We start from the raw sequence: 24,612 nt of genomic DNA, 5'->3' as shown, positions 1-24,612 counted from the left end.
GGCCCTTTCATGGCAATAACGTATGAAGATGCGGGCGTCAGCGTAGAGGCCGGTTACGAGGCCGTACGCCTGATGAAGCAGCATGTGGCCGGGACGCTCAACGAGAACGTGCTGGGCGGACTGGGTTCTTTTGGCGGTTTTTATTCTCTGGCCAAAGAGACGATGAAGGAGCCCGTGCTGGTCGCGGGGACGGACGGCGTGGGCACCAAGCTCAAATATGCCTTTATTATGGACAAGCACGATACCATCGGCATTGATGCGGTGGCGATGTGCGTGAACGATATCGTTTGCCAGGGCGCGCGGCCCCTGTTCTTTTTGGACTACATGGCCAGCAGCAAGACCCAACCGCAGAAGGTAGCGGATATTGTCAAGGGCATTGCTGAGGGCTGCAGGCAGTCCGGCGCGGCGATCATCGGCGGTGAAACGGCGGAAATGCCCGGCTTTTATAATGGCGATGAGTATGATATTGCCGGCTTTGCCGTAGGCATCGTGGATAAGGAAAAGGCGATCAGCGGCGCACGGGTACAGGTGGGCGATGTGCTGATCGGCCTGCCGTCTTCCGGTATCCATTCCAACGGCTACTCGCTGGTGCGCAAGCTGGTGGGAGAGGATAGGGCCAAGCTCGACGAGTATAATGAGGAGCTGGGCTGCACCTGGGGCGAAGAGGTGCTGCGTCCCACCAAGATCTACGTCAAGGAGATCCTTGCGCTGATCGAAAAGGCGGATATCCACGGCATTGCGCATATCACCGGCGGTGGATTTATCGAGAATATTCCGCGCATCCTGCCCAAGTCTACCCATGCGGATATCACCTTGGGTTCCTGGCCGGTATTGCCGGTCTTTAACCTTTTGCAAAAGCTAGGGGATATTCCGGAGCGTTCCATCTACAATACCTTTAATATGGGCATCGGCATGGTGCTGGCGGTGCCTTCCTCTCACGCCGACGAGATTTTGACCCTCGCTAAAGACGAGCTGGGCATCGAGGCCTACCGCATCGGCGTTGTAGCGCCCGGACAGGAAGGTGTAGAGCTGTGCCGCTAAAGCGAATCGTGGTGATGGTATCCGGCGGGGGCAGCAACATGCAGGCGGTGATGGATGGGATATCCGCAGGGGAGATCCCGGGGCAGATCGTCCGGGTCATCTCCTCGGCAGCCAAGGCCTATGCGCTGGAGCGCGCACGGGCAAACGGCATTGAGGCCATCGCCTTGCCCAAGCGGTATTTTGATAGCGACGCCGCCTGTGACCAGGCGCGTCACCGCGCCATCGACGAGGCAAAGCCCGACCTGATCCTGCTGGCGGGCTACCTGGGCATTGTCCCCAGGCAGACGGTGGAAAAATACCGGGGACGGATCATCAACATCCATCCGGCGCTCATCCCCTCGTTTTGCGGCAAGGGGATGTATGGCCACCATGTGCACGAGGCGGTGTTGGCCTATGGCGCCAAGGTTTCCGGCGCTACGGTGCACTTTGTGGAGGAGGGCGTGGATACCGGGCCGATCATCTTACAGGATACCGTACCGGTTTTGCAGGGAGATGATGCCGACGCGCTGGCGGCGCGCGTGCTGCAGGTAGAGCACCGCATCTTTCCGCTGGCGGCCAAGCTGTTTTTAGAGGATAAGCTCCGCGTCCAAGGGCGCAGGGTATGGATCGAGGAATAAGGAGGCTAAATTTAAAAATGGTCAAGCGTGCGTTAATCAGCGTTTCGGATAAGACGGGGATCGTGGAGCTGGCAAAATCGCTGCACGATCTGGGGATCGAGATCCTCTCCACCGGCGGCACGGCCAAGACGATTGCCGAGGCTGGGATCCCTGTGACCAATGTTTCGGATGTAACGGGCTTCCCCGAGTGCCTGGACGGGCGGGTCAAGACCCTGCACCCTAGCATCCATGCGGGGCTGCTTGCCATGCGCGGCAATCCTGAGCATATGCGCCAGATCGAGGAGCTGGGCATCGAGCCCATCGACCTGGTCGCCATCAATCTGTATCCCTTCAAGCAGACCATCCAGAAACCGGGTGTGACCCGGGAAGAGGCCATCGAGAATATCGACATCGGCGGCCCCACGATGATCCGCGCCGCGGCGAAAAACTGGCAGGACGTGGCCGTCATGGTGGACCCGGCGGACTATGCCGGCGTGCTCGATGAGATCCGGCAAAATGGCGAGGTATGCCTTGAGACCAAGCTGCGCCTTTGCTATAAGGTGTTTGAGCATACCGCCTCTTACGATACGCTGATCTCCACCTATTTGCGCGAGCAGGTGGGCATCACCTTCCCCGAGACGCTGTCGCTGACCTTTGAAAAGGCCCAGGATATGCGCTATGGTGAGAACCCGCACCAGAACGCGGTATTTTATAAAGAGATCGGCAAGCGCCCGGGCACCTTGGCGGACGCCAAACAGCTGCACGGCAAGGAGCTTTCCTACAACAATATCAACGACACCAACGGCGCGCTGGATCTGCTGCGCGAGTTCAGCGATACGACGGTGGTGGCGGTCAAACACGCCAACCCCTGCGGCGTGGCCAGCGCGGATACCGTATATGAGGCCTATAAGGCGGCCTATGAGGCCGACCCGGTCTCCATCTTCGGCGGTATCGTGGTGACCAATGCGCAGGTGGATGAGGATACGGCTAAAGAGATGGCCAAGATATTCCTGGAGATCATTGTGGCGCCCTCCTTTACGCCGGAGGCGCTGGCCGTGCTGACCAAGAAAAAGAATATCCGCCTGCTGGAGCTGGCCTCTATCAACCAGCCGCTGGCGCAGCCCGCATGGGATATGAAAAAGGTTGCCGGCGGCCTGCTGGTCCAGGAGATGGATCTGAAACTGCTGGGGGATGAGCTGAAGGTGGTCACCAAGCGCCAGCCCACCGAAAAGGAAATGCAGGATATGATCTTTGCTTGGAAGCTGGTCAAGCACACCAAGTCCAACGGCATCGCTATCGCCAAGGATGGCCATTCCTTGGGCATCGGCCCCGGTCAGGTCAACCGTATTTGGGCGGTGGAGCAGTCCATTGAGCGCAGCGGCGAAGCCGTTAAGGGCGCGGCGCTGGCCTCGGATGCTTTCTTCCCCTTTGACGATTGCGTTAAAGCCGCGGCGGCCGCTGGCATCACTGCGATCATCCAGCCGGGCGGGTCGATTCGGGATGAGGATTCCATCAAGGCCTGCGACGAGGCGGGCATCGCCATGGTCTTTACCGGCATGCGCCATTTTAAACATTAAACCTGGAGGCAGAAGATGAAGGTATTAGTGGTAGGCGGCGGCGGCCGGGAGCATGCGATTTGCTGGAAGCTGCGCCAATCGCCCCGCGTAACGGAACTGTATTGCGCCCCGGGTAATGCGGGCATCGCCCAGATCGCCACGTGCGTGCCCATCAAGGCTACGGATATCGAGGGCATGGTGCGCTTTGCCAGGGAGGAGCAGATCGACCTGACCTTTGTTGCGCCGGATGATCCCCTGGCGCTAGGCATGGTAGACGCCTTTGAGGCGGCGGGCCTGCGCGTCTTTGGCCCCAACAAAGCGGCGGCGCGCATCGAGGGCAGCAAAGTATTTGCCAAAGAGCTGATGCGTAAATACCATATCCCAACTGCGGGGTATGCGGTATTTGAGGACGCCGACGCGGCCATTGCCTACCTTAAGGGGCAGCGTTTCCCCATTGTAGTGAAGGCGGATGGGCTGGCGCTGGGCAAAGGCGTTATCATCGCGCAGGATTATGAAGAAGCCTGTGCGGCGGTGCGGGAAATGATGCTGGACAAAAAGTTTGGCGAGGCCGGCAACCGCGTGGTCATCGAGGAGTTTATGACCGGGCCGGAGGTATCGGTGCTGGCCTTTACCGATGGTAAGACCGTCGTACCCATGGCCAGCGCGCAGGATCATAAACGGGCGCTGGATCACGACGAGGGCCTCAATACCGGCGGCATGGGCACTTTTTCGCCCACGCCCAAGTATACGAAAGAGGTGGCGGATTACTGCCAGAAAGAGATCTTTCAGCCCACGGTAGACGCCATGGCTGCGGAGGGCTGCCCCTTTAAGGGCGTGCTGTTCTTTGGGTTGATGCTGACGGAGGATGGACCCAAAACGCTGGAATATAATGCGCGCTTTGGCGACCCTGAGGCGCAGGTGGTACTGCCCCGGATGCAGGGGGACCTGCTGGAAGTGATCGAGGCCATTTTGGACGGCAAACTGGACGGGGTTACCTTGGGCTGGAGCGACCAGGCGGCAGTCTGCGTGGTGCTGGCCTCCGGCGGCTATCCGGTCAAGTACGCCTCCGGCAAAGTGATTACCGGCCTTGAGAACCTGAAAAACGGTGCGATTGCCTTCCACGCGGGTACCGCGCGCAACGAGGCAGGCCAGCTGGTAACGGCGGGCGGCCGCGTATTGGGCATCACTTGCCTGGGCGATACCATGGATGAAGCCATCGCCAAAGCGTATGAGGCGGTGGAAGGGGTGCATTTTGAAAACATGCACTACCGCAGGGACATCGGCAGAAAGAAATAGTTATTTTGCAGGCGGGCCGCGAATTGCGGCCCGTTTTTGTTATACTAAGGTTAAACAAGCAATGTTAATGGGGGGCATATATGAATATCGTAGAGATCATCGAAAAAAAGCGGAACGGCGGACGGCTGACCCGGGAAGAATTGGCCTTTTGGATAGAGGGCGTGATGGATGGCGGTGTGCCGGATTACCAGACCAGCGCGCTGCTGATGGCGATCTATTTCCGCGGACTGGATATGGAGGAGATCACAGATCTGACGGGGGAGATGGCCGCGTCGGGCGATCAGGTCGATCTATCCATGGTACCCGGCATACCGGTAGATAAGCACTCCACCGGCGGGGTCGGGGATACGACGACGCTGATCGCAGGGCCGCTGGTGGCAGCTTGCGGGGGGCGCGTGGTCAAAATGTCCGGGCGGGGCTTGGGGCATACCGGCGGCACTATCGATAAGCTGGAGGCCATTCCAGGCATGCGCACCGGCCTTACCATCGATCAATTCATCGCCCAGGTCAGCCGGATCGGTCTGGCGGTGGCCGGGCAGAGCGCACAGCTGGCCCCTGCCGATAAGATATTGTACGCGCTGCGGGATGTGACGGCTACTACCGATAGCCTGGGCCTGATCGCGTCCAGCATCATGTCTAAAAAGCTGGCTTCAGGGGCCAAGGCTATCGTGCTGGATGTTAAGGTGGGCAGCGGCGCATTTATGAAGGAGCTGGATGATGCCATCGCGCTGGCGCAGGCCATGGTCAAGATCGGCCAGGGCCACGGGCGCAGCACACGGGCGCTGCTGACCAATATGGATCAGCCCCTTGGCCGCGCGGTGGGCAACGCCATCGAGGTGGCGGAAGGCATTGAGGTTTTGCAAGGTAAGCACGCCGAGAGCGACCTGCGCAAGGTCAGCCTGATGCTGGCGGAGAACATGCTGCTGGCCGCGGGGGTTTATCCAGATGCGCAAAGCTGTAAACGCGCGCTCGATGAGGCGCTGGCCTCCGGGCGGGCGCTGGAAAAGCTGGGCGAGATGATCGCAGCCCAGGGCGGCGACGCGCGGGTCATCCAGCGTCCCGAGCGCTTGGGGCAGGGGGCCTGCCGGTTGGATGTAAAGAGCGCATCCGGAGGGTATGTCAGCGCCATCGATACCCAACGCATCGGACACGCGGCCCTGCTGCTGGGCGCGGGCAGAAGAAAAAAGGAGGACGCCATCGATCCCATGGCCGGGCTTTTGATGCGCGCGCGCCTGGGGCAAAAGCTCGCCCCCGGGGAAACGCTGGCCACGCTGTTTGCATCGGATGAGGCGCTTTTGGCACCCGCGCAGGCGGCGTTATTATCCGCCGTAACGCTGCGTGAAAGCCCGGCGCAAGTGCCGCCGCTGTGTTATGGCTGGGTGGACGAGTCAGGCTTCCATCCCACAAAATAGGGCAAAAAAAAGGAGAGGGAAAACCTCTCCTTTTATTTACTATATTAAAGTTTTTAGTCGATTTGCGCCAGATCAAAGGGTGTTTCCTGATAGACGTAATAGTTCAGCCAGTTGTTATAGAGCAGGTTAGCGTGGCTGCGCCAGGTGACCAGCGGCGGCTTTTCCGGGTCGTTATCGATAAAGTAGTTCTTAGGCGGATGCATGCAAAGCCCCTTGTCTAGATCCCGGAGGTACTCGTTTTTTAGCGTATCGGGGTCGTATTCCGCATGCCCGGTCACAAAGATATGCCGGCCATTGTTGGAGGCGACGATGTAGACCCCGGCTTCCTGGCTTTCGGCCAGGATCGTGAGATCTTCCACCTTTTCGATGTCCTCGCGGCGCACCTCGGTATGCCGGGAGTGGGGGGCCCAGAAGATATCGTCAAACCCGCGCAGCAGGGGCACGTTGGGCTTGGAAACCGTATGGGGAAATACCCCGAACATCTTTTCCGGCAGCGAATACTTGGGTATGCCAAAGTGGTGATAAAGCCCGGCTTGCGCGGCCCAGCAGATGTACAGGATAGAAAAGACGTGGTGATCCGCCCAGTCCATCACCGTCTGCAGCTCCGTCCAGTAATCGGTCTGCTCAAAATTCATCTCTTCGACCGGCGCGCCGGTGATGACCAGCCCGTCAAACTTTTCGTCTTTGACCTCTTCAAAGGTGCGGTAAAAAGCGGAGAGATGCTCAAAAGGCGTATGGCGCGAAGTATGGCTGGCCGGCTGCAACAAAACGACCTCGACCTGCAACGGCGTATTGCCGATCACGCGCAGCAGCTGCGTTTCCGTACTGATCTTATCCGGCATCAGGTTCATGATCCCGATGCGCAAAGGCCGTATATCCTGGTGGGAAGCGCGGCTTTCCGTAATGACGAAGATATTTTCCTGTGTCAGCGTTTGTACAGCGGGTAGATTATCCGCGATTTTGACCGGCATATTATTCCTCCCGAGAATAGAACTAATAAAAGAAAGGATAGCATAAATGCCCAAACTCTGCAAGCGCGGCGACGGGTGCGAGACTTGTAGAATTTGATGGAATTATGAAATTTAGCAGTGTTAATAAAGAATTGTGTTTAACGATTTACAAGTGCGCAGCAACAGGATAAAATAGATGAGGTGGATTCTGTCATATCCTGTTTTGCACTGCGGGGGAGCGGCAAACTTTTTTGTTGATTATTATTGGCCCATTACTAATCCAGGTGAGTTTAAGAGAGGGGAATTTCGCGCGTGGATCGGACGACGGTTGATTTACAAAATAAGAGATACCTGTTTTACTATTTTATCCTTCAGGCCGTGTATTATGGCGGCCGGGCTTTTTATTATCCCTATATCGGCATTTACTACGGGCAGATCGGCTATTCGGTGGAGCAGATCGGCATCCTCCAGGCTATCGGCCCCATTGCCACGTTGATCTTCGCGCCTATGTTTGGCTATATCAGCGATAAATTCGGCCGGGTCAAGATCTTTCGGCTGGTGTTACTGGCTACAGCGCTTTTAACGCTGCTGTATCCCATCAGCACGGCATATATGTATGTGCTGCCGCTGACCATCGCCTTTGCCGCGTTCAACAACACCTCCCAATCCATGCTGGACGGCGTGTGCCTGGAGTACAGCAACGCCACGCGGGCCAACTTCCCGGTGATCCGCTTGATGGGTACGCTGGGGTTCGCGCTGGTAGGTACCTTTAGCGCCTACGTGGTCGGCGCCGGGCTGGAGCGGTATTTCCAAACCTATGCCATCGCCGTAGGTTTGGGAGTGGCGATCACCTTCCTGCTGCCCAAGATGAAGCGCGTACAGCCGGCGATTACCCCTTCAGAGCCGGTGCAGGAGCCTGAGAGCATCAAAAAGTCCGGCGGCGTTATGCAGCTGCTCAAAAACAAACAGATCCTGTTACTGCTGGGATATTGCCTGATTACCCATATCGGAAGCGGGTTTTTCATCTCCTTTAACTCGGTTTACATGAAGGAGAACCTGATCAGCAACGATATGATCGCCATGATCGGTGCGCTGGCAGCCGTCAGCGAAATACCGGTATTTCTGTTCTTTAACAAACTGGTCGCCCGCTTTGGCGAGTATAAGCTGTTGCTGTTTTGCGGGTTTATGACGGGGATCCGCATGCTGATGATGTTTTTTGCTCACAGCGTGGGCATGTTTATCTTCGCCCAGATGCTTCAGGGCATCAGCTTTATCGGCATGAGCTACAGCGCGGTGGCGATTATGAACAATACCGTACCGCGGGAGTTTCTTTCCACCGGGCAGACGGCCCTGGCCATGATCGGCAATGGCCTGGCGTATGCGCTGGGGTCCTGGCTGGGCGGTAGCGTCAGCAATACCATCGGTTTGCGCGATACCTTCTTGATTTTAGCCATCATGACGCTTATGATGAATATTGTGGTGCAGGCGGTGCTGCTGGTGCGCAGGGTTCGCCGCAAGGGGGGGCAGCATTTGGCCTCCTGAAAATAGAGGCGCTGCAATAATTTGATCGAGGTATTTACATGCAGGCAGTTTTATGGCTACAGCAGTTTATCAACCCGGCGCTGGATGTGATCTTCATCGGCGTATCAAAGTTGGGAGAGGAAATGCTGGTCATTTTACTGGCTGCATTTTTTCTGTGGGGATATGAGAAGCGCACGGGCTATAAACTGGTCTTTACGCTGTTGATCAGCGCGGGGCTAAACACCGCGGTGAAAAATATATTCCGGGTGCCCCGGCCCATCGGCGCGCCGGGCGTCCGGTCGATCTACACAGAATCGGCGGGAGGGTATTCCTTTCCCAGCGGGCATACCCAAAGCGCGGCGGTGGCCTATACCTTTTTAGCAAGGCGCATCGCAAAGCGTTGGGCCTGGATCGTCGCGGCGGGATTGATCGTGCTGGTGGCCATCTCGCGGATGTACCTGGGGCTACATACCCTGCAGGATGTGCTGTGCGGGGCCGCGCTGGGCATCCTGTGCGCGCTGTTTTGCCCCTGGTTGTTTGATAAAGCGAAACTGGACCAGGGGTGGCGCGGGCTGTGGCTGATGCTGCCCGGCGGAGCTTTAGCCCTGTTTGGCGGCGGACACACGGCCATACAGCTGGGCGGCCTGCTGTTTGCGCTGGCATTCTGCATGCCCATCGAAATGAAATGGATCGATTATAACTGCCAGGGCGCGGGTTTGCGCCGGCTGGTAGCCGTCGCCTGCGGGCTGGCCGCCGCGTTCGTGATCAAAGCCGGGCTTAAGGCCGTTTTGCCGGATGCGCCGCTTAGCGCTTTTGTTCAGTACGTGGCCATGGGTACGGGCGTGTTTTTAGGCATTCCGTACCTGATCCATCGCATGACATCTGGGAGCAAGCGGATGTCCTTAGAGCTGACGCAGCAGCAAGGGGAATACGCTGTCGCCCGTTTCGCGCCGGGTACTGCCTTGGAGGGTTTGCAGTCGCTGCCTGGCTTTGTTTCCGTTACGCATACAGAGGCGGAGACCTCCGTGGTTTGCCGGCAGGATTTTTTGCGGCAGCTTACCCCGGCGCCGCAGGCTGTGGAGCATGATTTTACGCTTTTCAAGATCGACGGAGTGCTGGATTTCGGGCTGGTGGGGATCCTATCCAAGCTCACGGGGATTTTGGCGCGGCAGCATATTCCGGTGTTTGCGCTCTCCACGTACGATACGGATTATCTACTGGTTCCGGAAAAATGGGCGGAGCTGGCCGTCGAGGCCTGGATCGTAGAAGGGATAGCGGTGAAAAAGAGATGAGCCGGCTTTACTCATTTGAGCCGGTGATCGACGCAGATTGCAGGGTGTTGATTTTAGGGACGATGCCCAGCGCGGCTTCCCTGGCCAAAGCGCAGTATTATGGCAACCCGCAGAATCAGTTTTGGCCGCTGCTCGCCCAGGTGTTTGGCGAAATATGCCCGGAGGATTATCCGCAAAGGCTGGCACTGGCGCTGCGGCATCATGTGGCCTTGTGGGATGTCGCCGGCAGCTGCCTGCGCCAGGGTAGCCTGGACAGCGCCATACGGGATGTGCAGACCAATGATTTTGAAGGGCTGTTTGCGGCATATCCCAAGATAAAATACGTGTTTTTTAACGGAAAGACGGCCCAGCGGCTATACGATAAAATCGGCCGCAGGGAGGATATAGACTATGCTGTGCTGCCCTCTACCAGCCCGGCCAATACCCAGCGCCGCGAGGTGAAGCTGGAGGCGTGGATGGCGGTGCGGGATGCGGCAGAGATTTAGGCAAGGGAGAGGATCTTGTGTTCGATATTGAGAAAATAAAAATCAAGCCGCTTTGCATGCAGGCGATGGATGCGGCGCGGGAGCACCTGGACGATCTGGTCAAGCCCATCGGCGCGCTGGGCGGGATGGAGGAACTGGCGGTCCGCCTGGCCGGGATCACTGGCGTAGTGAAGGGAGATTATAGTAAACGGGCGGTACTGGTGTTTGCGGCCGATAACGGCATTTGGGACGAAGGCATATCCCCGGTGCCCCAAGAGGTCACCGCGGCGCAGACGCTGAATATCTTAAATGGGTTGGCAGGCGTCAGCGTACTGTGCCGCTGGGCCAATGCGGGGCTGCGTGTGGTGGATGTGGGCATCAAAGCGCCCATTTTGCACCCGTTTTTAATCGCGCGCAAAGTCTGCAAGGGCACTGCCAGTATTGCACAAGGCCCGGCAATGACCCGCCAGCAGGCGTTAGAAGCGATGCAGACCGGGTTTGACCAGGCGCAGGAACTGATCCGGGGCGGCGTGCGCCTGCTGGGCATCGGCGAGATGGGAATCTGTAATACCGCCACTTCGGCGGCGGTACTCTGCGCGTTGACGGGTGCGCAGGTGACCCGGGCCGTGGGCAAAGGGGCCGGTGTTGACGAGGCGGCTTTCCAGAAGAAAAGAGCGTGCGTTGCACGTGCCCTTGAGGTCAACAAGCCCGATCCGCAGGACCCTATTGGGGTGCTTGCCAAGGTCGGCGGGTTAGATATTGCCGCCATGGCGGGGGCTTATATCGCCTGTGGCGTAAATGGGATACCGGCAGTGGTGGATGGATATATCTCCATCGTAGCCGCCCTTGCGGCCTGCCGCTTATTGCCGGAACTGAGAGACTATCTTATCGCTTCCCACCGTTCATTTGAACCAGGGTATGCCCTTGCTGTGGAAGCGCTGGGCCTGCGGCCTATGATCCACCTTGATATGCGTCTGGGCGAGGGCAGCGGCTGTCCGCTGGCCTTTGCCGTGATCGACGCGGCGATGGCCGTCATGCGGGAGATGGGAACGTTTAGCCAAGGCAATATCGATGCGGGCAGTTTGGTGGATATCCGGGAATAGGCCGGGCGAATATATGAACGAAGTGTGAACGATTGAAATTTGGTGTTGATTGCGCGCTTTGAAAAGGCATATAATGGGGCTAGAGAAAGCCGATATTGGGGGGGAGAAAAGATGACCAAGATCATGGCCCATCGTGGCGCCAGCGGATTATATCCTGAAAATACCATTTTAGCCTTTGAAAAAGCGGCTGAGATGGGGGCGGATGCCATTGAAACGGATGTGCACCTGTCAAAAGATGGGAAACTGGTGATCTGCCACGACGAAAGCGTGCTGCGCACCACCGGTTTTGACGGGCTGGTCTGCGAGATGACCTACAGCGAGCTTTCTAAGCTGGATGCGGGCTTTTTAAAGGGGCATCCGGGGCAGCGCCTGCCGCTGCTGGAGGATCTGCTGCGCATTGCAGCGGAGAACGATATGGGCGTCAATATCGAGCTGAAAAACAACGTGTTCGCCTATGCGGGGATGGAGGAAAAGGTGATCGCCGCGCTGTATGATTATGGGCTTGAGAAGCGTTGCATCCTTTCTTCTTTTAACCATCGCTCCATGCACCGGGCCAAGGAGATAGATCCTAAGATCCCGGTTGGGCTGCTGTACAGCTGCGATCTATATGAGGCTCAACAATACGCCAAAAGCTGTGGGGCGGATGCGCTGCACCCGCAATACGGTTCGGTCAACGCCGGGATGGTGCAAAGGGCGCAGGAGGCAGGCGTGGCCGTCAATGTATGGACGGTCAACACCTGCAAGGTGATTGACGATATGCTCTTTGCGGGCGTGGACAATATCATTACGAATTATCCCGATTTAGTGCGCGAGCGCATGCGTTAAGATAAGACATTATGTGGTGATTATTTTTTGCAGCCTCAAGCTGCAATGAAATAAAATATTTCGTTGGAGGTTCGAAATATGAAGAAATGGGTATGCAGTGTATGTGGTTACGTTTACGAAGGTATTGAGCCGCCGGCGCAGTGCCCCCAGTGCAAGGCGCCGAAGGAGAAGTTCCAGGCCGCTGCCGAGGGCGCGCGGGCTTGGGCGGATGAGCACCGCATTGGCGTTGCCAAAGATGTGGACCCCGAGGTTTTGGAGGGGCTGCGCAACAACTTCACCGGTGAGTGCACTGAGGTTGGCATGTATCTGGCGATGAGCCGCCAGGCTGACCGCGAAGGCTTCCCCGAGGTGGCCGAGGCCTATAAGCGCATTGCCTTTGAAGAGGCAGAGCATGCGGCCAAATTTGCGGAGCTGCTGGGCGAAGTGGTGTTTGCCGATACCAAAAAGAACCTGGAGCTGCGCGTTGAAGCCGAGTTTGGCGCTACCCAGGGCAAAAAGGATATCGCCACCCGCGCAAAAGAGCTGGGCTATGATGCGATTCACGATACCGTGCATGAGATGTGCAAGGACGAAGCGCGCCACGGCTGTGCTTTTGAAGGGTTGCTGAACCGCTACTTCAAGTAAGCGATGATGGAAAAAGGCGCTTTACCCCTTTTGGGGCGCGCCTTTTTTTCTTGAATATAAAATAATCTGATAAAGGGTGAGAGTATGAAAAAAGCGGATATCGGTTTGATCGGCCTGGCTGTTATGGGCCAAAACCTCGTGCTCAATATGGAAAGCCATGGCTATACGGTGGCAGTATATAACCGCTCGCCCGAGCGGACGGATCACTTTATGGCTACCACAGCCAAGGGGAAAAACATCATCCCCGCCCATGAACTGGAGAGCTTCATCGCGGCGCTGGATAAACCGCGCAAGGTGATGATCATGGTGCAGGCCGGCAAGGCGGTTGATGCGGTGATCGAGCAGCTGCTCACCTTCTTGGAGCCGGGCGATGTGGTGATCGACGGGGGCAACTCCTTCTTTAAAGATACCATTCGCCGCAGCCAGTATTTGGAGGAGAAGGGCATCCACTTCCTGGGTGCCGGCGTTTCCGGCGGCGAGGAGGGCGCGCTCAAGGGCCCCAGCATTATGCCGGGCGGCTCGAAAGAGGCCTGGGCGCTGGCTGGGAAGATCCTGGTGGACATCTCTGCCAAGGTTGCGGGCGGCACGCCCTGCTGCGGTTATATCGGCGAAAACGGCTCGGGGCATTACGTCAAGGTCACCCATAACGGCATTGAGTATGGCGATATGCAGCTGATTTGCGAGGCGTACTTCCTGCTCAAAGAACTGCTGGGCATGAGCTATCCCGAAATGCAAAAGACCTTTGCCGAGTGGAACCAGGGAGATCTTGACTCCTACTTGATCGAGATCACGGCTGATATCCTCTCCAAGACCGACAGCGAGACCGGCAAGCCCATGGCGGAGATCATTCTGGACCGCGCCGGCCAGAAGGGTACCGGCAAGTGGACCAGTCAGGAGGCGCTGGATCTGGGCGTAGCTGCGCCCACCATCGCGGAGGCTGTATTTGCCCGCTGCCTTTCTGCCCAGAAGGATGCACGCGTGGCCGCCTCCAAGGCGATACGCGGCAGCGCTTTGCAGTTTGAGGGGGATAAGGCTAGCTTTGTTGAGGATATCCGCCTGGCGCTTTATGCCAGCAAGATCTGCTCTTACGCCCAGGGTTTTGACCTGCTGAAGGAGGCCTCTAAGGCTTACGGCTGGTCGCTGAACATGGGCGAGATCGCGCTGATGTGGCGGGGCGGCTGCATTATCCGCGCGCGCTTTTTGGAGCGCATTAAAGAGGCATATGACCGCAACCCGAATCTGGAGAACCTGATGATGGATCCTTATTTTGAGGACATCCTCTTTAAGGCCCAGGCGGGCTGGCGGCGCGTGGTGGCCCAGGCGGCCCTGATGGGCATCCCGGCCCCGTCGTTTGCCTCTGCGCTGAGCTATTTTGACGGGTACCGCCGTGAAAGCCTGCCGGCCAACCTCCTACAGGCCCAGCGGGATTACTTTGGCGCGCATACCTATGAGCGTACGGACAAGCCCGGCAGCTTCCATACCGAGTGGCTGAATATCTAAGCGAATACAAAAACTGAGGGGGAATAATTTATGGTACCGAATTTTGACGTTAAAGGCAAAGTGTTTGTGATTACCGGCGCCGCCGGCATCCTGTGCAGCGAGATGGCGCGGGAGCTGGGCGAGCTGGGCGCGCGGGTGGCCGTGCTCGACCTGAACGAAGAGCGCGCCAAGGAAGTGGCAAAGGAGATCTGCGATAAGGGCGGTGACGCCCTGGGGCTGAAGGCGAACGTGTTAGATAAGGACAGCCTGACCGCAGCGCGGGACGCGGTGCTGGAAAAGTTCGGCACCATCGATGTGCTGATCAACGGCGCAGGCGGCAACCGCCCGGACGCCTCCACCAGCCCGGACCTCTCCTTTTTTGACATGCCGCCCGAGGCCCTGCGCTTTGTGTTCGACCTGAACCTGGTGGGGGCTATCCTCTCCAGCCAGGTGTTTGGTAAAGTGCTTACCGATAAAAAAGAGGGCAATATCATCAATATTTCCTCCATGAGCGCGCTGCGCCCGCTGACCAATGTACTGGGTTATTCCGCGGCCAAGGCGGCGGTGTCCAATTTTACCGCATGGCTGGCCGGGCATTTCGCCCTCAACTATTCGCCCAACATCCGTGTAAACGCCATCGCCCCGGGCTTTTTGCTGACCGAGCAGAACCGCTTCTTGCTTAAGGACAAGGAGACGGGCGAGATGACGCCCCGGGCTAAGCACATCATCGGCCAGACCCCGATGGGCCGCTATGGTACGCCGGAAGAGCTGGTAGGGGCCATCGTTTTCCTGGCCAGCGATGCCGCCTCGTTTGTTACCGGCACGGTACTGTGCATTGATGGCGGTTTTGGCAACTTTGCGATCTAACGTAAGGAGTGGGATAATTTGAACGTACTGGCTTTGGAGTGCAGCACGCAGTCTGCCAAAGCGATCCTATACGACGATAAGCTGGGCGTGCAAGATGTGGTCAGCCTGCCCTTTGCGCCGGAGGCCAGCGATGTGATCACCCAGGATGCCGAGGCGATCTACGATACGCTGTGCGCCTGCACGCGCGAGCTTGCCGGGCGCAATCCGGATAAGAAGATCGCCTGCATCGGCTTGAGCTTTATCTGGCACAGCCTGCTGCTGCTGGATGAAGGGCGAAAGCCCCTTGGACGCATCAGCACCTGGGCCAATACGGCCGCGGGCCCGCTGGTGGCCCGTTACCGGACCGACGGACACACCGCAAAATGGAGCTATGCCAAAACGGGTTGCCTGGTCCATAGCATGTATCCGCTATGGCAATGGCTGTACTTATGCCAGACGCAGCCTGAGCTTACCCAAAAAGCCCGGTATATCTCCTGCCAGGCCAGTTATATTTATGAAAGGCTGACCGGGGATATCGCCTACTCCAAATGCGTGGCGTCCGGCAGCAGCTTTATGAATATCCATACGCTGGATTGGGATGAAGATATTTTAGAATTTGCCGGGCTGACCAAAGAGCAGCTGCCCCCACTCAAGGAGGCGTGCGATACCATGCCCTTATCCCAGGAGGCGGCTGCGCAGATGGGCCTGCCTTTCGGCATACCGGTCTGCGTGGGCGGGGCGGATGGCGCGCTCAATCAGGTAGGTTCCGGCGCGATGAAACCCGGAGTGATGACCTTTTCGGTGGGAACCAGCGGGGCGATACGCCTGGCGGTGGATGCGCCCGTTTTGCCGGAAAATCCGGCCACGTGGTGCTATTATATCGCCGATGGCAAGCGCATTGCCGGCGCGGCGACCTCTGGCGCGGGCAACTGCGTCAACTGGTTTGTAAAAGACCTGCTGGGCGGGCGTTTATCCTTTAGCGAGCTGGAGCAGGCGATAGCGCAAAGCGATACACAAAATGCGCCGATCTTTCTGCCATTTCTGTATGGGGAGCGTTGTCCAGGCGGGGAGGATTCCCGCAAGGGCGGTTTTGTGCAGGTAGAGGGCAGCCACGGCGTAGGACAGCTGTATTACGCGTTGCTGGAGGGCGTGCTGATGAACGTCTACCAATGCTATAAGATCTTAAACGGGCTGGGTAGCCGTGCTGAGCGCATCTCCATTACCGGCGGTATCGTACATTCGCCCGTATGGCTGCAGTTGGCCGCGGATCTTTTTGGCAAGGCCATGGAAACCTCTACCCAGGAGCATGCCTCGACCATGGGCGCCGTGGCGCTGGCGCTGAAGGCAGCCGGTTCTATCGCACGCCTGGAGGAATTTGAGGCGCCCGCCGGTACGGTGATTGAGCCCGACATGACCTGCCATGCAGCGCTGCAGGAGCGCTACCGCCTCTATCTAGACTGTTATAACAAATCAATGTAAGGAAGTGGGAGAGAATATGCGCGTCATTGAATACGAAAAAGGGATTGATCTGCAGCGGCTGGAGCAGTTGGTGGTCGGCTGGCTGGAAGAACAGCAGCAGGATTGGAAAAAAGTATTGCTTCTGCCGCCGGATATCACCCGCAGCCATTCTATGGCCGGGCCGATCTGCGACATTTTGTACCGCCACCTTTCGCCCACCTGCCAGGTGGATCTGATGCCCGCGTTGGGCACGCATATGGCCATGGAGGATGAAGAGCTGCGCGCCATGTTCGGCCAGAACATTCCGCTGGATCGCTTTATCGTACACAACTGGCAAAAGGATTGTGTGACCCTGGGCAAGGTGCCGGGGGAATTTGTGCGCGAAGTGTCCGAAGGCCTGCTGGATTTTGAGATCGAGGTGCAGGTCAACCACCGTTTGATCGACGGGGGGTATGACAAGATCATCTCCGTGGGCCAGGTCGTGCCGCACGAGGTGGTAGGCATGGCCAACTATTCTAAAAATATCTTCGTAGGCTGCGGCGGGGAGAGCATGATCAGCGGCACCCATTTCCTGGGCGCGGTATATGGCATGGAGCGCATGATGGGCCGGGACCGCACGCCGGTACGAAAGGTATTTGATTACGCGCAGGAGCATTTTTTAAGCGATGTGCCGCTGACCTTTATGCTGACCGTGATCGGCCAGTACGAGGGAGAAGATGCGTTGAACGCCCTGTTCATCGGCAGTGGACGAGAGCCCTTTGAGGAGGCTGTAAAGGTCAGCCAGAAGCTGAACCTGAACTTTGTAAAGGAGCCGCTTAAAAAAGTGGTGGTCTATATGGAGCCGGAAGAGTTCCGCACCACCTGGGTGGGCAATAAGTCGATCTACCGCACGCGCATGGCCATCGCCGATGGGGGAGAGTTGATCGTCTTGGCGCCGGGCGTGCGTCAGTTTGGCGAGAGCGAGGGCGTTGACCGGCTGATCGGCAAATACGGCTATACGGGGCGGGATAATATCCTGGCCGCCGTCAACCGCGGAGAGGATATCGCCTCCAACCTGTCTGTTGCGGCGCACATCGTCCACGGTTCGCCCGACGGACGGTTTAACGTGACCTATGCCGTGCGCCACCTGACTAAAGATCAGGTCGAAAGTATTGGCTTTACCTATGGCGATTATGATGAATACGCCAAGCGGTACGACCCCGAAAAGCTCAAGGATGGTTTTAATACCCTGCCCGATGGGGAGGAGATTTACTATATCTCTAACCCCGCTTTGGGTCTTTGGGCGCTGGAGGAGAACTTTAAGTAAATATCGTATCCGGTCAAAACGCGCAGTCCGCAGGGCCTGCGCGTTTTTTCTACTTCCACGGTATGCAAACCCCTTTGCCCGGCAATCCTAACCCCAGAAGAATATGGATCAGGATGGAGGAAGGGATTAAATGGGAAACGATACGCAAAACGAAACGCAAAATACCGCAACAGTAAATGAAACGATCAAGGATTTTGGCGCCCTTAAGGTTCCCGAGGATGAGGCCAGCAATATCTATTGTCTGACGGTCATCGGTCAGATCGAAGGACATATGCTGCTGCCGCCGCAGAATAAAACCACGAAATACGAACACGTGATTCCTCAGTTGGTGGCCATTGAGCAGAGCAGCAAGATCAAGGGGCTGCTTTTGATCATGAATACCGTTGGCGGTGATGTAGAAGCGGGATTGGCGATTGCCGAGATGATCGCCACGATGAAAAAGCCCTCGGTCGCCTTGGTGCTGGGCGGCGGCCACAGCATCGGCGTGCCGATGGCGGTATCGGCGGATTATTCGATCATCGCCTCCAGCGCGACGATGATGATCCATCCCATCCGCACCAATGGGCTGATCATCAGCGCGCCGGAGACCTATGAATACTTTGAGAAGATGCAGCAGCGCGTCGTGCGCTTTATTACCGAGCATAGCCACATCAGCGAGGAGGATTTTAAAGAACTGATGCTGAACCGGGGCGAGCTGACCAGCGATATCGGCACCGTGCTGGTGGGAAAAGAAGCCGTGGATAAGGGCCTAATGGACGCGGTAGGTGGGGTAACAGATGCCATTGAGAAGCTAAATGAGCTTATGAGTGGGAGTGATGCTTGATGGTGCTTTATACGGCCCTGCCGCCTGAGCAGGTTTTTCCACCGCAGGCAGACGACACCTTTTCCGATTATTTTTGGGCGGATTTTAAGGGACAGCTGGTGCAGGTGGCGCCCGGGCAGGAGGGCAGGGCGGTGCTGGTGCGCATCGCCAGCGGAAATGCGCAGGATTACCTTGACCCCAGCCTGCAGCCGGGATGCGAAGTGATGCTTTCAGAGCTTAAGCGGCGTTAATTTCGCCCCAAAACGTCAAAGCTGCTACCTTGACGGGGAAGATTAAAAGCCGCATAATAGAGGTAACCCTGTTTATAAACCCTCTGAAATAGGCGGATGGGGTAAACCAAAGACGAAGGGAAGGGAAACCGATGAAACAGATTATGGTGGCTGGCGGCGCCCTGAAGGCCTCTGCCGTAGCGCTGGGCTGCATGCGGATGAGCGCGCTGGAGCCCGCCAAGGCCAAGGAAGTTTTGGCGGCTGCTTTTGATGCGGGGATCAACTTTATCGACCATGCCGATATTTATGGCGGCGGCGCATCGGAAGAAGTGTTTGCCGAGGCGATCGATTGGACGCCCTCTAAGCGGCAAAGCCTGATTGTGCAGAGCAAATGCGGTATTCGCAAGGGATTTTATGATTTTTCCAAGGAATATATCCTCTCCTCGGTAGAGGGCATTTTAAAGCGGCTCAAAACGGATTATTTGGATGTGCTGCTGCTGCACCGTCCGGATGCGCTGATGGAGCCTGAAGAGGTGGCCGAGGCCTTTACCAGCCTCAGGGAATCGGGCAAGGTGCGCTATTTCGGCGTCAGCAATGAAAAGCCCATGCAGATCGAGCTGCTGAAAAAGTATCTCAAGGACGAGATCTTCTTTAACCAGCTGCAATTTAGCGTTATGCACACGGGGATGATCGATTCTGGCATGGATGTGAATATGAAGATCGACGGCGCTATTGACCGGGACGGCAGCGTTCTGGATTATTGCCGGTTGAACAACATCACCATTCAGGCCTGGTCGCCCTTCCAGTATGGTTATTTTGACGGCGTATTCCTGGATAACGATAAATTCCCAAAGGTCAATGCGAAGATCAACGAGATCGCGTCGCGCTATGGCGTGAGCAATTCGGCGATCGCTGCGGCGTGGATTTTGCGCCACCCGGCAAACATGCAGGTCATCTTGGGGTCGATGAACCCGGAACGCATCGGGCAGATCTGCAAGGGCGCGGACATCAAACTGACGCGCCAGGAATGGTACGAGATCTATCTGGCGGCGGGGAATATCTTACCGTAAAAAATGCAAAAGCGGGGCAGGAAGCAATATCCTGTCCCGCTTTTTGCGTTACTTCTCTAAAAAGTGTTGAGCGCACGCCTGCAACTGTTGCTCTGATTCTACCTGCAGGCCGATCTGTTTGATGGTTTCCTGTAAAAAGACCGGCAGCGCGGCAAAGCCGGGGTTGCTGGCGCTCGTGATCGATTGATCCTGTGCTTGATTCATTTTATCTCACCACCTTATTGGTAGTTTGGGCACGGCGGAGGAAAAGCATAACAAGAAGATTTTGAGAAATTGAAGTGTAAATGTATGATAAAATTAACCATTTCTTCATCAGTTATTAAGAAAAAATTTACAGCTTGCTGATATAGTAAAGTCAGCGCAATGTGGCACAGCCTGCCCAAAGAGGCGGATTGCGCATAGAATATGAACGATCATGGCATGATATTGACAGCGCCATTGCCAATACCTATACTGTATGGATGTTAAGGTGGTGATCCATATTAAGGTTTTCTTAAACGGCCTTAAAAATAATGTGCCGTTAGATGAAAAGATCCTTCTCGGGTTGACTGCCGCTATTTTTTGCGGCCCCGTAGTTACGATAGTTGCTTTGGTAGCCCTGACGCTTTACCTGATTTATAGCCAAAAGATGGCTTCACTGATATTGGACCGGCGCAGTGGATCGATTATTTTAATAGCTTTTTGTGTATTGGGGATGGTGGTCCCCGTTTTTTGTGACAATATTCGTGGCTTTTTTGTCGGCATCGCCGTGGCGATGATCGCGCTGGCGGCCCTTTATATCCGCAATACCGTCACCAAGCCGCGCTTTGAAAAGATGATCGACCTGGCCTGTGCAGCCAGCATCGTCTGTGCGGGTCTGGCGCTCGGCCAGCAGCTGCTCTTTGGGGCGGATGTGCTCTATCGCCCGGATGCGGTATTTACCAACGCGAATTATTACGCGACGATCATCGAGTTTGTGGTGATCCTTTGCGCCTATAAGCTGTTGGGGCAGAATAGCCGCAGGCGTAAGCTCTTTTACGCCGGCACCATCGCCGCCAACCTTATAGGGCTGTATCTTTGCGAATGCCGTACGGCATGGACGGTGATTTTCGCCGCTGTTTTGATGATGCTCTTTGTCAATAAGCGCTATAAAGCCCTGGCTATCCAAATGGTGGTGGGCGGCTGTGCGCTGGGCGTACTTTACCTGGTGCCGCAGATGCTGCCGCGTCTGACGCAGGTGGGGGACGATTTTTATGTGCGGGCTTCGATCTGGAAAACAGCGCTGCATGGCATCAGCCAGCATCCTTTGCTGGGCCAGGGCGGCATGACTTATATGCAGGTTTTCCCCCAGGTAGGGGGCCTTGCTACGGCCCATGCGCACAACCTTTTGTTAGATATCCTGCTCAATTACGGCCTGGTGGGCTTGGGGCTGCTGGTGACTTATTTTTCCCAGTTCGGCAAAAAGCTAATCACCCAGTGCTTTGGGCGGGACCGGCGCTTTTTCTCGCTGATCCTTTGCTTTGCCGCGGCGGTAATGATTCACGGCGTGCTGGATGTGACCATCTTCTGGTTGCAAACCGGTTTGATGTTTGCCATCGTCTGCGGCGGCATCGGCTGCTTTGAACCGGGCAGGGAGGAAGCTCGGTTGTATCATTATCATCCCATCCCCGCACCCAATTATACCATGCGCCGGCTGCAGCCCCATTACCGCAAAAAATAGCAATAATACCCAAACTCCCTATTCCAAAAGATAGGGAGTTTTTTATTGCACGGATTGAGAATGCCGGTAATTTTTAAAGATCCGGCATTTCCCATTTATGCCAACCTGTATTATAATGTCTTATAAATGGTAAAAAAAGGGGGATGCATATGCCAATGCATCTATTGGAAACAAAAGGGCAGGATTATGTGCAGGGGTTTTGCATCATCAAATCCTTAAATGTGCGTACCAGCGCCAACGGTTCCACTTATCTGGATATGGTGGTGGGCGATGCGGGCGGCGAGGTAGCCGCAAAGTTGTGGAGCTACGATAAAACCGCCCATGGCGAATATCAGCCGGGGCAGATCATCAAAGTGCGCGGCACGGTTTCAGAGTGGCAGGGCAGAGATCAGCTCAAGATCACCATGATCCGCCTGGCGGCGCCGGGCGATGACTATGATTTAATGGCGTTGGTGCCCTGCGCCCCCATCGACGTGGAGCAGACCTATGCCGACATGCACGCTTTGGTGGAAAAGTTTGAAAATCAGGATCTAAAAAAGCTTACGCTTTATTTTCTAGACCAGAACCGTGCGGCGCTGCTGGTGCATCCGGGCGCCTTTAAGCTGCACCATGCCATGCGCGGCGGGTTGCTCTATCATACCTACACCATCTTGCGCATGGCGCAGGCGGCCTGCCAGGTCTATCCACAGCTGAACCCAGAGCTGCTTTATTGCGGGGTGATCCTGCACGATATGGCTAAGCTGCACGAGCTGGAGGCGGATGAGCTGGGCCTTTGCAGCGGCTATACGGTAGCGGGGAACCTGCTTGGGCACATCGCTATGGGCGTTGCACATATTGAAACGGCTGCGCGGGAGTTGGCGATAGACCCTTATATTGCCCTGATGGTCGAGCACATGGTTCTTTCTCACCACGGCGAACCGGATACGGGTAGCCCGGTGCGGCCCATGTTTCCGGAGGCGGACGCGCTCAGCGAGCTGGACATGCTGGATGCGCGTATGTTTATTTTTAGCGATCACTTAAGGGATATTTCTTCCGGCGCGTTTACCGACAGGATATGGGCGCTGGATAACCGTAAGATTTTCAATCATGGTTTGGCGCCCCAAGGGGAATAAAATTGGATTCTTGGAGGAGATTTTTTGCAGATACAGTGGTACCCTGGCCATATGACCAAGGCCAAACGCATGCTGGAGGAGACCATTCCCCAGATCGATGTGGTTTTGGAGGTGCGGGATGCGCGCGTCCCGCTGAGCTCTTTTAACCCGGATATCGAACCCATCGTATCCCGCCGTGCGCGGATCGTGCTGCTTAACAAAGCGGACCTGGGGGATCCCAAGGCGAACAAGCAATGGGTCGCCCACTTTGCCCGCCAGGGCATCCCGGCTATCGAGTATGTGGCGACCCGGCGGGGCAGCGCCAAGGTGGTGCTGGATAAGATCCAGCAGGCCGCCAAGGCGCGCGTTGACAAACTGCGCGAGAAGGGGGTATCCAAAACCATCCGTGTTATGGTGGTGGGCATCCCCAACGTAGGGAAATCGACGCTGATCAACAACCTGTCGGGCGGAGGCAAGGCCAAGACGGCCAACCGGCCGGGTGTGACGCGGGGGAAGCAGTGGATACGGGTCACCCCATATCTGGAGCTGCTGGATACGCCGGGGCTGCTTTGGCCCAAGTTTGAGGACCCGTTGGCCGGGCGTAATCTGGCCTTTATCGGCTCGATACGGGATGAGATTACCGACGTATACGCGCTTTGCCTGGAGCTGCTGGGCTTTTTAAAGGAGGCCGCGCCGGCGCTGCTGACTGCGCGCTATAAATTGGGCGAGGACGATTTGATGCTGGAGAACGACGCGCTTTTGGAGCGTATCTGCCAGAAAAGGGGCTTTATCCTCTCGGGCGGCCGGCTGGATATCGACCGGGGTGTCGCCATGGTGATGGATGAATTTCGCGATGGAAAGATCGGGCGCATCACCATCGAGCGGCCGCAAAATAGCGGCGATGCGGGGGCGCAGCTATGACACGCAAAGAACAGCAGGAGCGCCGCCTAGAGGAAATGACGCGGCTTGAGCGGGAATTCTGGGATGCGGGGCGCCTGCGCGTAGCGGGGATGGACGAGGTGGGCCGCGGCCCGCTGGCTGGCCCCGTAGTGGGGGCATGCGTCATTTTACCGCCGGATGACCTGATCCTTGGGATCAACGACTCCAAAAAACTATCCCCGGCGCGGCGGGAGGCGCTGGCTGTCCAGATCCACGCCCGGGCACTGTTTGTGGGGATCGGGCAGGTAGAGCCGCAGCAGATCGACGAGATGAACATCCTAAACGCTACAAAAAAAGCGTTGCTGGCAGCTTGTACCTGGCAGGCGGCGCCGGATTTCTTGTTGTTTGATACGGTGCCCGGGCTTCGGCCGCCCTGTCCTTCACGCGGCCTTGTAAAGGGCGATGCGCTGAGCTACAGCATCGCAGCGGCATCTATCGTGGCCAAAGTCTACCGGGATAGCCTGATGCAAGAGTACGACCTGCAATATCCCCAATACGGTTTTGCGCGTAACAAGGGTTACGGCACGGCTGAGCATATGGAGGCCCTGCGCCGTTACGGCCCGTGCCCCATACACCGCCGCTCATTTATTACGCGCATCCTGCAGGAGGCGGACGATGCAGGGGAATAAGGGCGAAAAGGGCAGGCTGGGAGAAAATCTGGCGGCGGCGTATTTCCAATCCCTTGGGTGGACAATCCTAACGAGGAACTATCATACCCGCTGGGGCGAGGTCGATATCATCGCGCAGGAAGGAAATATCCTGGTCTTTGTAGAAGTGAAATTGCGGCGCAGCCAAACCTATGGTACGGGTTATGAGGCGATCAATACCGCCAAGCAGCGCCGCATTGCCAAAGCTGCCCTGCAATACCTGCAGGAAACCGGGGGATTGGAGCGTTCGGTACGGTTTGACGCTTTTATCATCCAATCCCGCCCGGGAATGGGGCCGCAGCAGGAGCATATCCGCAATGCTTTCCAATGCCCCGAAGAAATAGTTTATTAAAAGAGGGACGTCC

General features: G+C 56.7%; 25 protein-coding genes. 23 read left to right on the top strand and 2 right to left on the bottom strand.

Annotated elements, in window-relative coordinates; all coding sequences use genetic code 11:
• The first annotated feature begins 9 nt into the window (after positions 1-9).
• The 5 genes from purM to H8699_RS05805 all read left to right on the top strand — a co-directional run bounded on the left by purM (position 10) and on the right by H8699_RS05805 (position 5,901).
• Positions 10-1,041 (top strand): phosphoribosylformylglycinamidine cyclo-ligase, encoded by a 1,032-nt coding sequence (purM, locus tag H8699_RS05825; protein ID WP_249284871.1) that lies wholly within the window; start codon positions 10-12, stop codon positions 1,039-1,041.
• A complete protein-coding gene (gene purN, locus H8699_RS05820) occupies positions 1,032-1,658 on the top strand; it encodes a phosphoribosylglycinamide formyltransferase (RefSeq protein WP_249284870.1) in 627 nt (208 codons plus the stop codon). Before purM ends, purN begins: the two co-directional genes overlap by 10 nt.
• Positions 1,659-1,675: 17 nt before the next feature.
• Positions 1,676-3,214, top strand: a complete 1,539-nt coding sequence (purH, locus tag H8699_RS05815; RefSeq protein ID WP_249284869.1) for a bifunctional phosphoribosylaminoimidazolecarboxamide formyltransferase/IMP cyclohydrolase — start codon at positions 1,676-1,678, stop codon at positions 3,212-3,214.
• A gap of 15 nt (positions 3,215-3,229) precedes the next feature.
• Positions 3,230-4,489: a phosphoribosylamine--glycine ligase gene (gene purD, locus H8699_RS05810; RefSeq protein WP_249284868.1), complete on the top strand. Its 1,260-nt coding sequence runs from the start codon at positions 3,230-3,232 to the stop codon at positions 4,487-4,489.
• Positions 4,490-4,569: 80 nt separating this feature from the next.
• On the top strand, positions 4,570-5,901 hold the full coding sequence (locus tag H8699_RS05805) for a thymidine phosphorylase (RefSeq protein ID WP_249284867.1): 1,332 nt from the start codon (positions 4,570-4,572) through the stop codon (positions 5,899-5,901).
• A gap of 53 nt (positions 5,902-5,954) precedes the next feature.
• Here H8699_RS05805 and metA read toward each other — a convergent pair whose 3' ends face one another.
• Complete coding sequence (gene metA, locus H8699_RS05800) at positions 5,955-6,872, bottom strand: homoserine O-acetyltransferase MetA (protein ID WP_249284866.1); 918 nt, start codon at positions 6,870-6,872, stop codon at positions 5,955-5,957.
• Between the two features lie 291 nt (positions 6,873-7,163).
• On the opposite strand from metA, the gene H8699_RS05795 reads away from it, so the two are divergent.
• The 13 genes from H8699_RS05795 (at position 7,164) to H8699_RS05735 (ending at position 19,871) form a co-directional block, all read left to right on the top strand.
• Positions 7,164-8,393, top strand: coding sequence for an MFS transporter (locus H8699_RS05795; protein WP_249284865.1), 1,230 nt, complete (start codon positions 7,164-7,166; stop codon positions 8,391-8,393).
• Positions 8,394-8,431: 38 nt separating this feature from the next.
• Positions 8,432-9,664: a phosphatase PAP2 family protein gene (locus tag H8699_RS05790; RefSeq protein WP_249284864.1), complete on the top strand. Its 1,233-nt coding sequence runs from the start codon at positions 8,432-8,434 to the stop codon at positions 9,662-9,664.
• Positions 9,661-10,149 carry a DNA-deoxyinosine glycosylase gene (locus H8699_RS05785; RefSeq protein WP_249284863.1) on the top strand — a complete coding sequence of 163 codons (489 nt, stop codon included), beginning with the start codon at positions 9,661-9,663 and terminating at the stop codon, positions 10,147-10,149. The genes H8699_RS05790 and H8699_RS05785 overlap by 4 nt, the downstream gene beginning before the upstream one ends.
• Before the next feature lie 17 nt (positions 10,150-10,166).
• Positions 10,167-11,231: a nicotinate-nucleotide--dimethylbenzimidazole phosphoribosyltransferase gene (gene cobT, locus H8699_RS05780; protein ID WP_249284862.1), complete on the top strand. Its 1,065-nt coding sequence runs from the start codon at positions 10,167-10,169 to the stop codon at positions 11,229-11,231.
• A gap of 111 nt (positions 11,232-11,342) precedes the next feature.
• A complete protein-coding gene (locus tag H8699_RS05775) occupies positions 11,343-12,056 on the top strand; it encodes a glycerophosphodiester phosphodiesterase (RefSeq protein ID WP_147517848.1) in 714 nt (237 codons plus the stop codon).
• Positions 12,057-12,134: 78 nt separating this feature from the next.
• Entirely contained in the window at positions 12,135-12,680 is a 546-nt protein-coding gene (locus tag H8699_RS05770; RefSeq protein ID WP_249284861.1) for an NADH peroxidase, read from the top strand.
• Between the two features lie 84 nt (positions 12,681-12,764).
• Positions 12,765-14,180 (top strand): NADP-dependent phosphogluconate dehydrogenase, encoded by a 1,416-nt coding sequence (gene gndA / locus H8699_RS05765; protein WP_249284860.1) that lies wholly within the window; start codon positions 12,765-12,767, stop codon positions 14,178-14,180.
• A gap of 30 nt (positions 14,181-14,210) precedes the next feature.
• Positions 14,211-15,026, top strand: a complete 816-nt coding sequence (locus H8699_RS05760) for an SDR family oxidoreductase (protein ID WP_138295985.1) — start codon at positions 14,211-14,213, stop codon at positions 15,024-15,026.
• Between the two features lie 18 nt (positions 15,027-15,044).
• The gene (locus tag H8699_RS05755) at positions 15,045-16,484 is read left to right on the top strand and encodes a gluconokinase (RefSeq protein ID WP_249284859.1); all 1,440 of its coding nucleotides are present in this window, start codon (positions 15,045-15,047) and stop codon (positions 16,482-16,484) included.
• 16 nt (positions 16,485-16,500) lie between these two features.
• On the top strand, positions 16,501-17,769 hold the full coding sequence (locus tag H8699_RS05750; protein WP_249284858.1) for a lactate racemase domain-containing protein: 1,269 nt from the start codon (positions 16,501-16,503) through the stop codon (positions 17,767-17,769).
• Between the two features lie 130 nt (positions 17,770-17,899).
• A complete protein-coding gene (locus H8699_RS05745) occupies positions 17,900-18,592 on the top strand; it encodes a ClpP family protease (protein WP_138295982.1) in 693 nt (230 codons plus the stop codon).
• Positions 18,592-18,822 (top strand): YlzJ-like family protein, encoded by a 231-nt coding sequence (locus tag H8699_RS05740; protein ID WP_249284857.1) that lies wholly within the window; start codon positions 18,592-18,594, stop codon positions 18,820-18,822. Before H8699_RS05745 ends, H8699_RS05740 begins: the two co-directional genes overlap by 1 nt.
• A 131-nt stretch (positions 18,823-18,953) precedes the next feature.
• The gene (locus tag H8699_RS05735) at positions 18,954-19,871 is read left to right on the top strand and encodes an aldo/keto reductase (protein WP_249284856.1); all 918 of its coding nucleotides are present in this window, start codon (positions 18,954-18,956) and stop codon (positions 19,869-19,871) included.
• Between the two features lie 48 nt (positions 19,872-19,919).
• Here the strand turns inward: H8699_RS05735 and H8699_RS05730 are convergent, their stop codons facing one another.
• Positions 19,920-20,075, bottom strand: coding sequence for a hypothetical protein (locus H8699_RS05730; protein ID WP_171026054.1), 156 nt, complete (start codon positions 20,073-20,075; stop codon positions 19,920-19,922).
• Between the two features lie 268 nt (positions 20,076-20,343).
• On the opposite strand from H8699_RS05730, the gene H8699_RS05725 reads away from it, so the two are divergent.
• The 5 genes from H8699_RS05725 to H8699_RS05705 all read left to right on the top strand — a co-directional run bounded on the left by H8699_RS05725 (position 20,344) and on the right by H8699_RS05705 (position 24,599).
• On the top strand, positions 20,344-21,570 hold the full coding sequence (locus H8699_RS05725) for an O-antigen ligase family protein (RefSeq protein ID WP_249284855.1): 1,227 nt from the start codon (positions 20,344-20,346) through the stop codon (positions 21,568-21,570).
• A gap of 155 nt (positions 21,571-21,725) precedes the next feature.
• On the top strand, positions 21,726-22,682 hold the full coding sequence (locus H8699_RS05720) for a 3'-5' exoribonuclease YhaM family protein (protein WP_249284854.1): 957 nt from the start codon (positions 21,726-21,728) through the stop codon (positions 22,680-22,682).
• A 24-nt stretch (positions 22,683-22,706) separates the two neighbouring features.
• The gene (ylqF, locus tag H8699_RS05715; protein ID WP_249284853.1) at positions 22,707-23,582 is read left to right on the top strand and encodes a ribosome biogenesis GTPase YlqF; all 876 of its coding nucleotides are present in this window, start codon (positions 22,707-22,709) and stop codon (positions 23,580-23,582) included.
• Positions 23,579-24,229 carry a ribonuclease HII gene (locus tag H8699_RS05710; RefSeq protein ID WP_249284852.1) on the top strand — a complete coding sequence of 217 codons (651 nt, stop codon included), beginning with the start codon at positions 23,579-23,581 and terminating at the stop codon, positions 24,227-24,229. The genes ylqF and H8699_RS05710 overlap by 4 nt, the downstream gene beginning before the upstream one ends.
• The gene (locus H8699_RS05705) at positions 24,216-24,599 is read left to right on the top strand and encodes a YraN family protein (protein WP_249284851.1); all 384 of its coding nucleotides are present in this window, start codon (positions 24,216-24,218) and stop codon (positions 24,597-24,599) included. Before H8699_RS05710 ends, H8699_RS05705 begins: the two co-directional genes overlap by 14 nt.
• Positions 24,600-24,612 lie beyond the last annotated feature (13 nt).

This window comes from Luoshenia tenuis (assembly GCF_014384745.1).
In the GTDB taxonomy this organism is placed as follows: domain Bacteria; phylum Bacillota; class Clostridia; order Christensenellales.
This window is presented reverse-complemented; position numbering and strand designations above follow the sequence as displayed.

Bases quoted from the DNA above. Each gene is read 5' to 3' on its own strand.
- purM (WP_249284871.1), top strand. From the start codon at position 10: ATGGCAATAACGTATGAAGATGCGGGCGTCAGCGTAGAGGCCGGTTAC.
- purH (WP_249284869.1), top strand. From the start codon at position 1,676: ATGGTCAAGCGTGCGTTAATCAGCGTTTCGGATAAGACGGGGATCGTG.
- purD (WP_249284868.1), top strand. From the start codon at position 3,230: ATGAAGGTATTAGTGGTAGGCGGCGGCGGCCGGGAGCATGCGATTTGC.
- H8699_RS05805 (WP_249284867.1), top strand. From the start codon at position 4,570: ATGAATATCGTAGAGATCATCGAAAAAAAGCGGAACGGCGGACGGCTG.
- metA (WP_249284866.1), bottom strand. From the start codon at position 6,872: ATGCCGGTCAAAATCGCGGATAATCTACCCGCTGTACAAACGCTGACA.
- H8699_RS05790 (WP_249284864.1), top strand. From the start codon at position 8,432: ATGCAGGCAGTTTTATGGCTACAGCAGTTTATCAACCCGGCGCTGGAT.
- H8699_RS05785 (WP_249284863.1), top strand. From the start codon at position 9,661: ATGAGCCGGCTTTACTCATTTGAGCCGGTGATCGACGCAGATTGCAGG.
- H8699_RS05775 (WP_147517848.1), top strand. From the start codon at position 11,343: ATGACCAAGATCATGGCCCATCGTGGCGCCAGCGGATTATATCCTGAA.
- H8699_RS05770 (WP_249284861.1), top strand. From the start codon at position 12,135: ATGAAGAAATGGGTATGCAGTGTATGTGGTTACGTTTACGAAGGTATT.
- gndA (WP_249284860.1), top strand. From the start codon at position 12,765: ATGAAAAAAGCGGATATCGGTTTGATCGGCCTGGCTGTTATGGGCCAA.
- H8699_RS05760 (WP_138295985.1), top strand. From the start codon at position 14,211: ATGGTACCGAATTTTGACGTTAAAGGCAAAGTGTTTGTGATTACCGGC.
- H8699_RS05750 (WP_249284858.1), top strand. From the start codon at position 16,501: ATGCGCGTCATTGAATACGAAAAAGGGATTGATCTGCAGCGGCTGGAG.
- H8699_RS05745 (WP_138295982.1), top strand. From the start codon at position 17,900: ATGGGAAACGATACGCAAAACGAAACGCAAAATACCGCAACAGTAAAT.
- H8699_RS05740 (WP_249284857.1), top strand. From the start codon at position 18,592: ATGGTGCTTTATACGGCCCTGCCGCCTGAGCAGGTTTTTCCACCGCAG.
- H8699_RS05735 (WP_249284856.1), top strand. From the start codon at position 18,954: ATGAAACAGATTATGGTGGCTGGCGGCGCCCTGAAGGCCTCTGCCGTA.
- H8699_RS05730 (WP_171026054.1), bottom strand. From the start codon at position 20,075: ATGAATCAAGCACAGGATCAATCGATCACGAGCGCCAGCAACCCCGGC.
- H8699_RS05720 (WP_249284854.1), top strand. From the start codon at position 21,726: ATGCATCTATTGGAAACAAAAGGGCAGGATTATGTGCAGGGGTTTTGC.
- H8699_RS05710 (WP_249284852.1), top strand. From the start codon at position 23,579: ATGACACGCAAAGAACAGCAGGAGCGCCGCCTAGAGGAAATGACGCGG.
- H8699_RS05705 (WP_249284851.1), top strand. From the start codon at position 24,216: ATGCAGGGGAATAAGGGCGAAAAGGGCAGGCTGGGAGAAAATCTGGCG.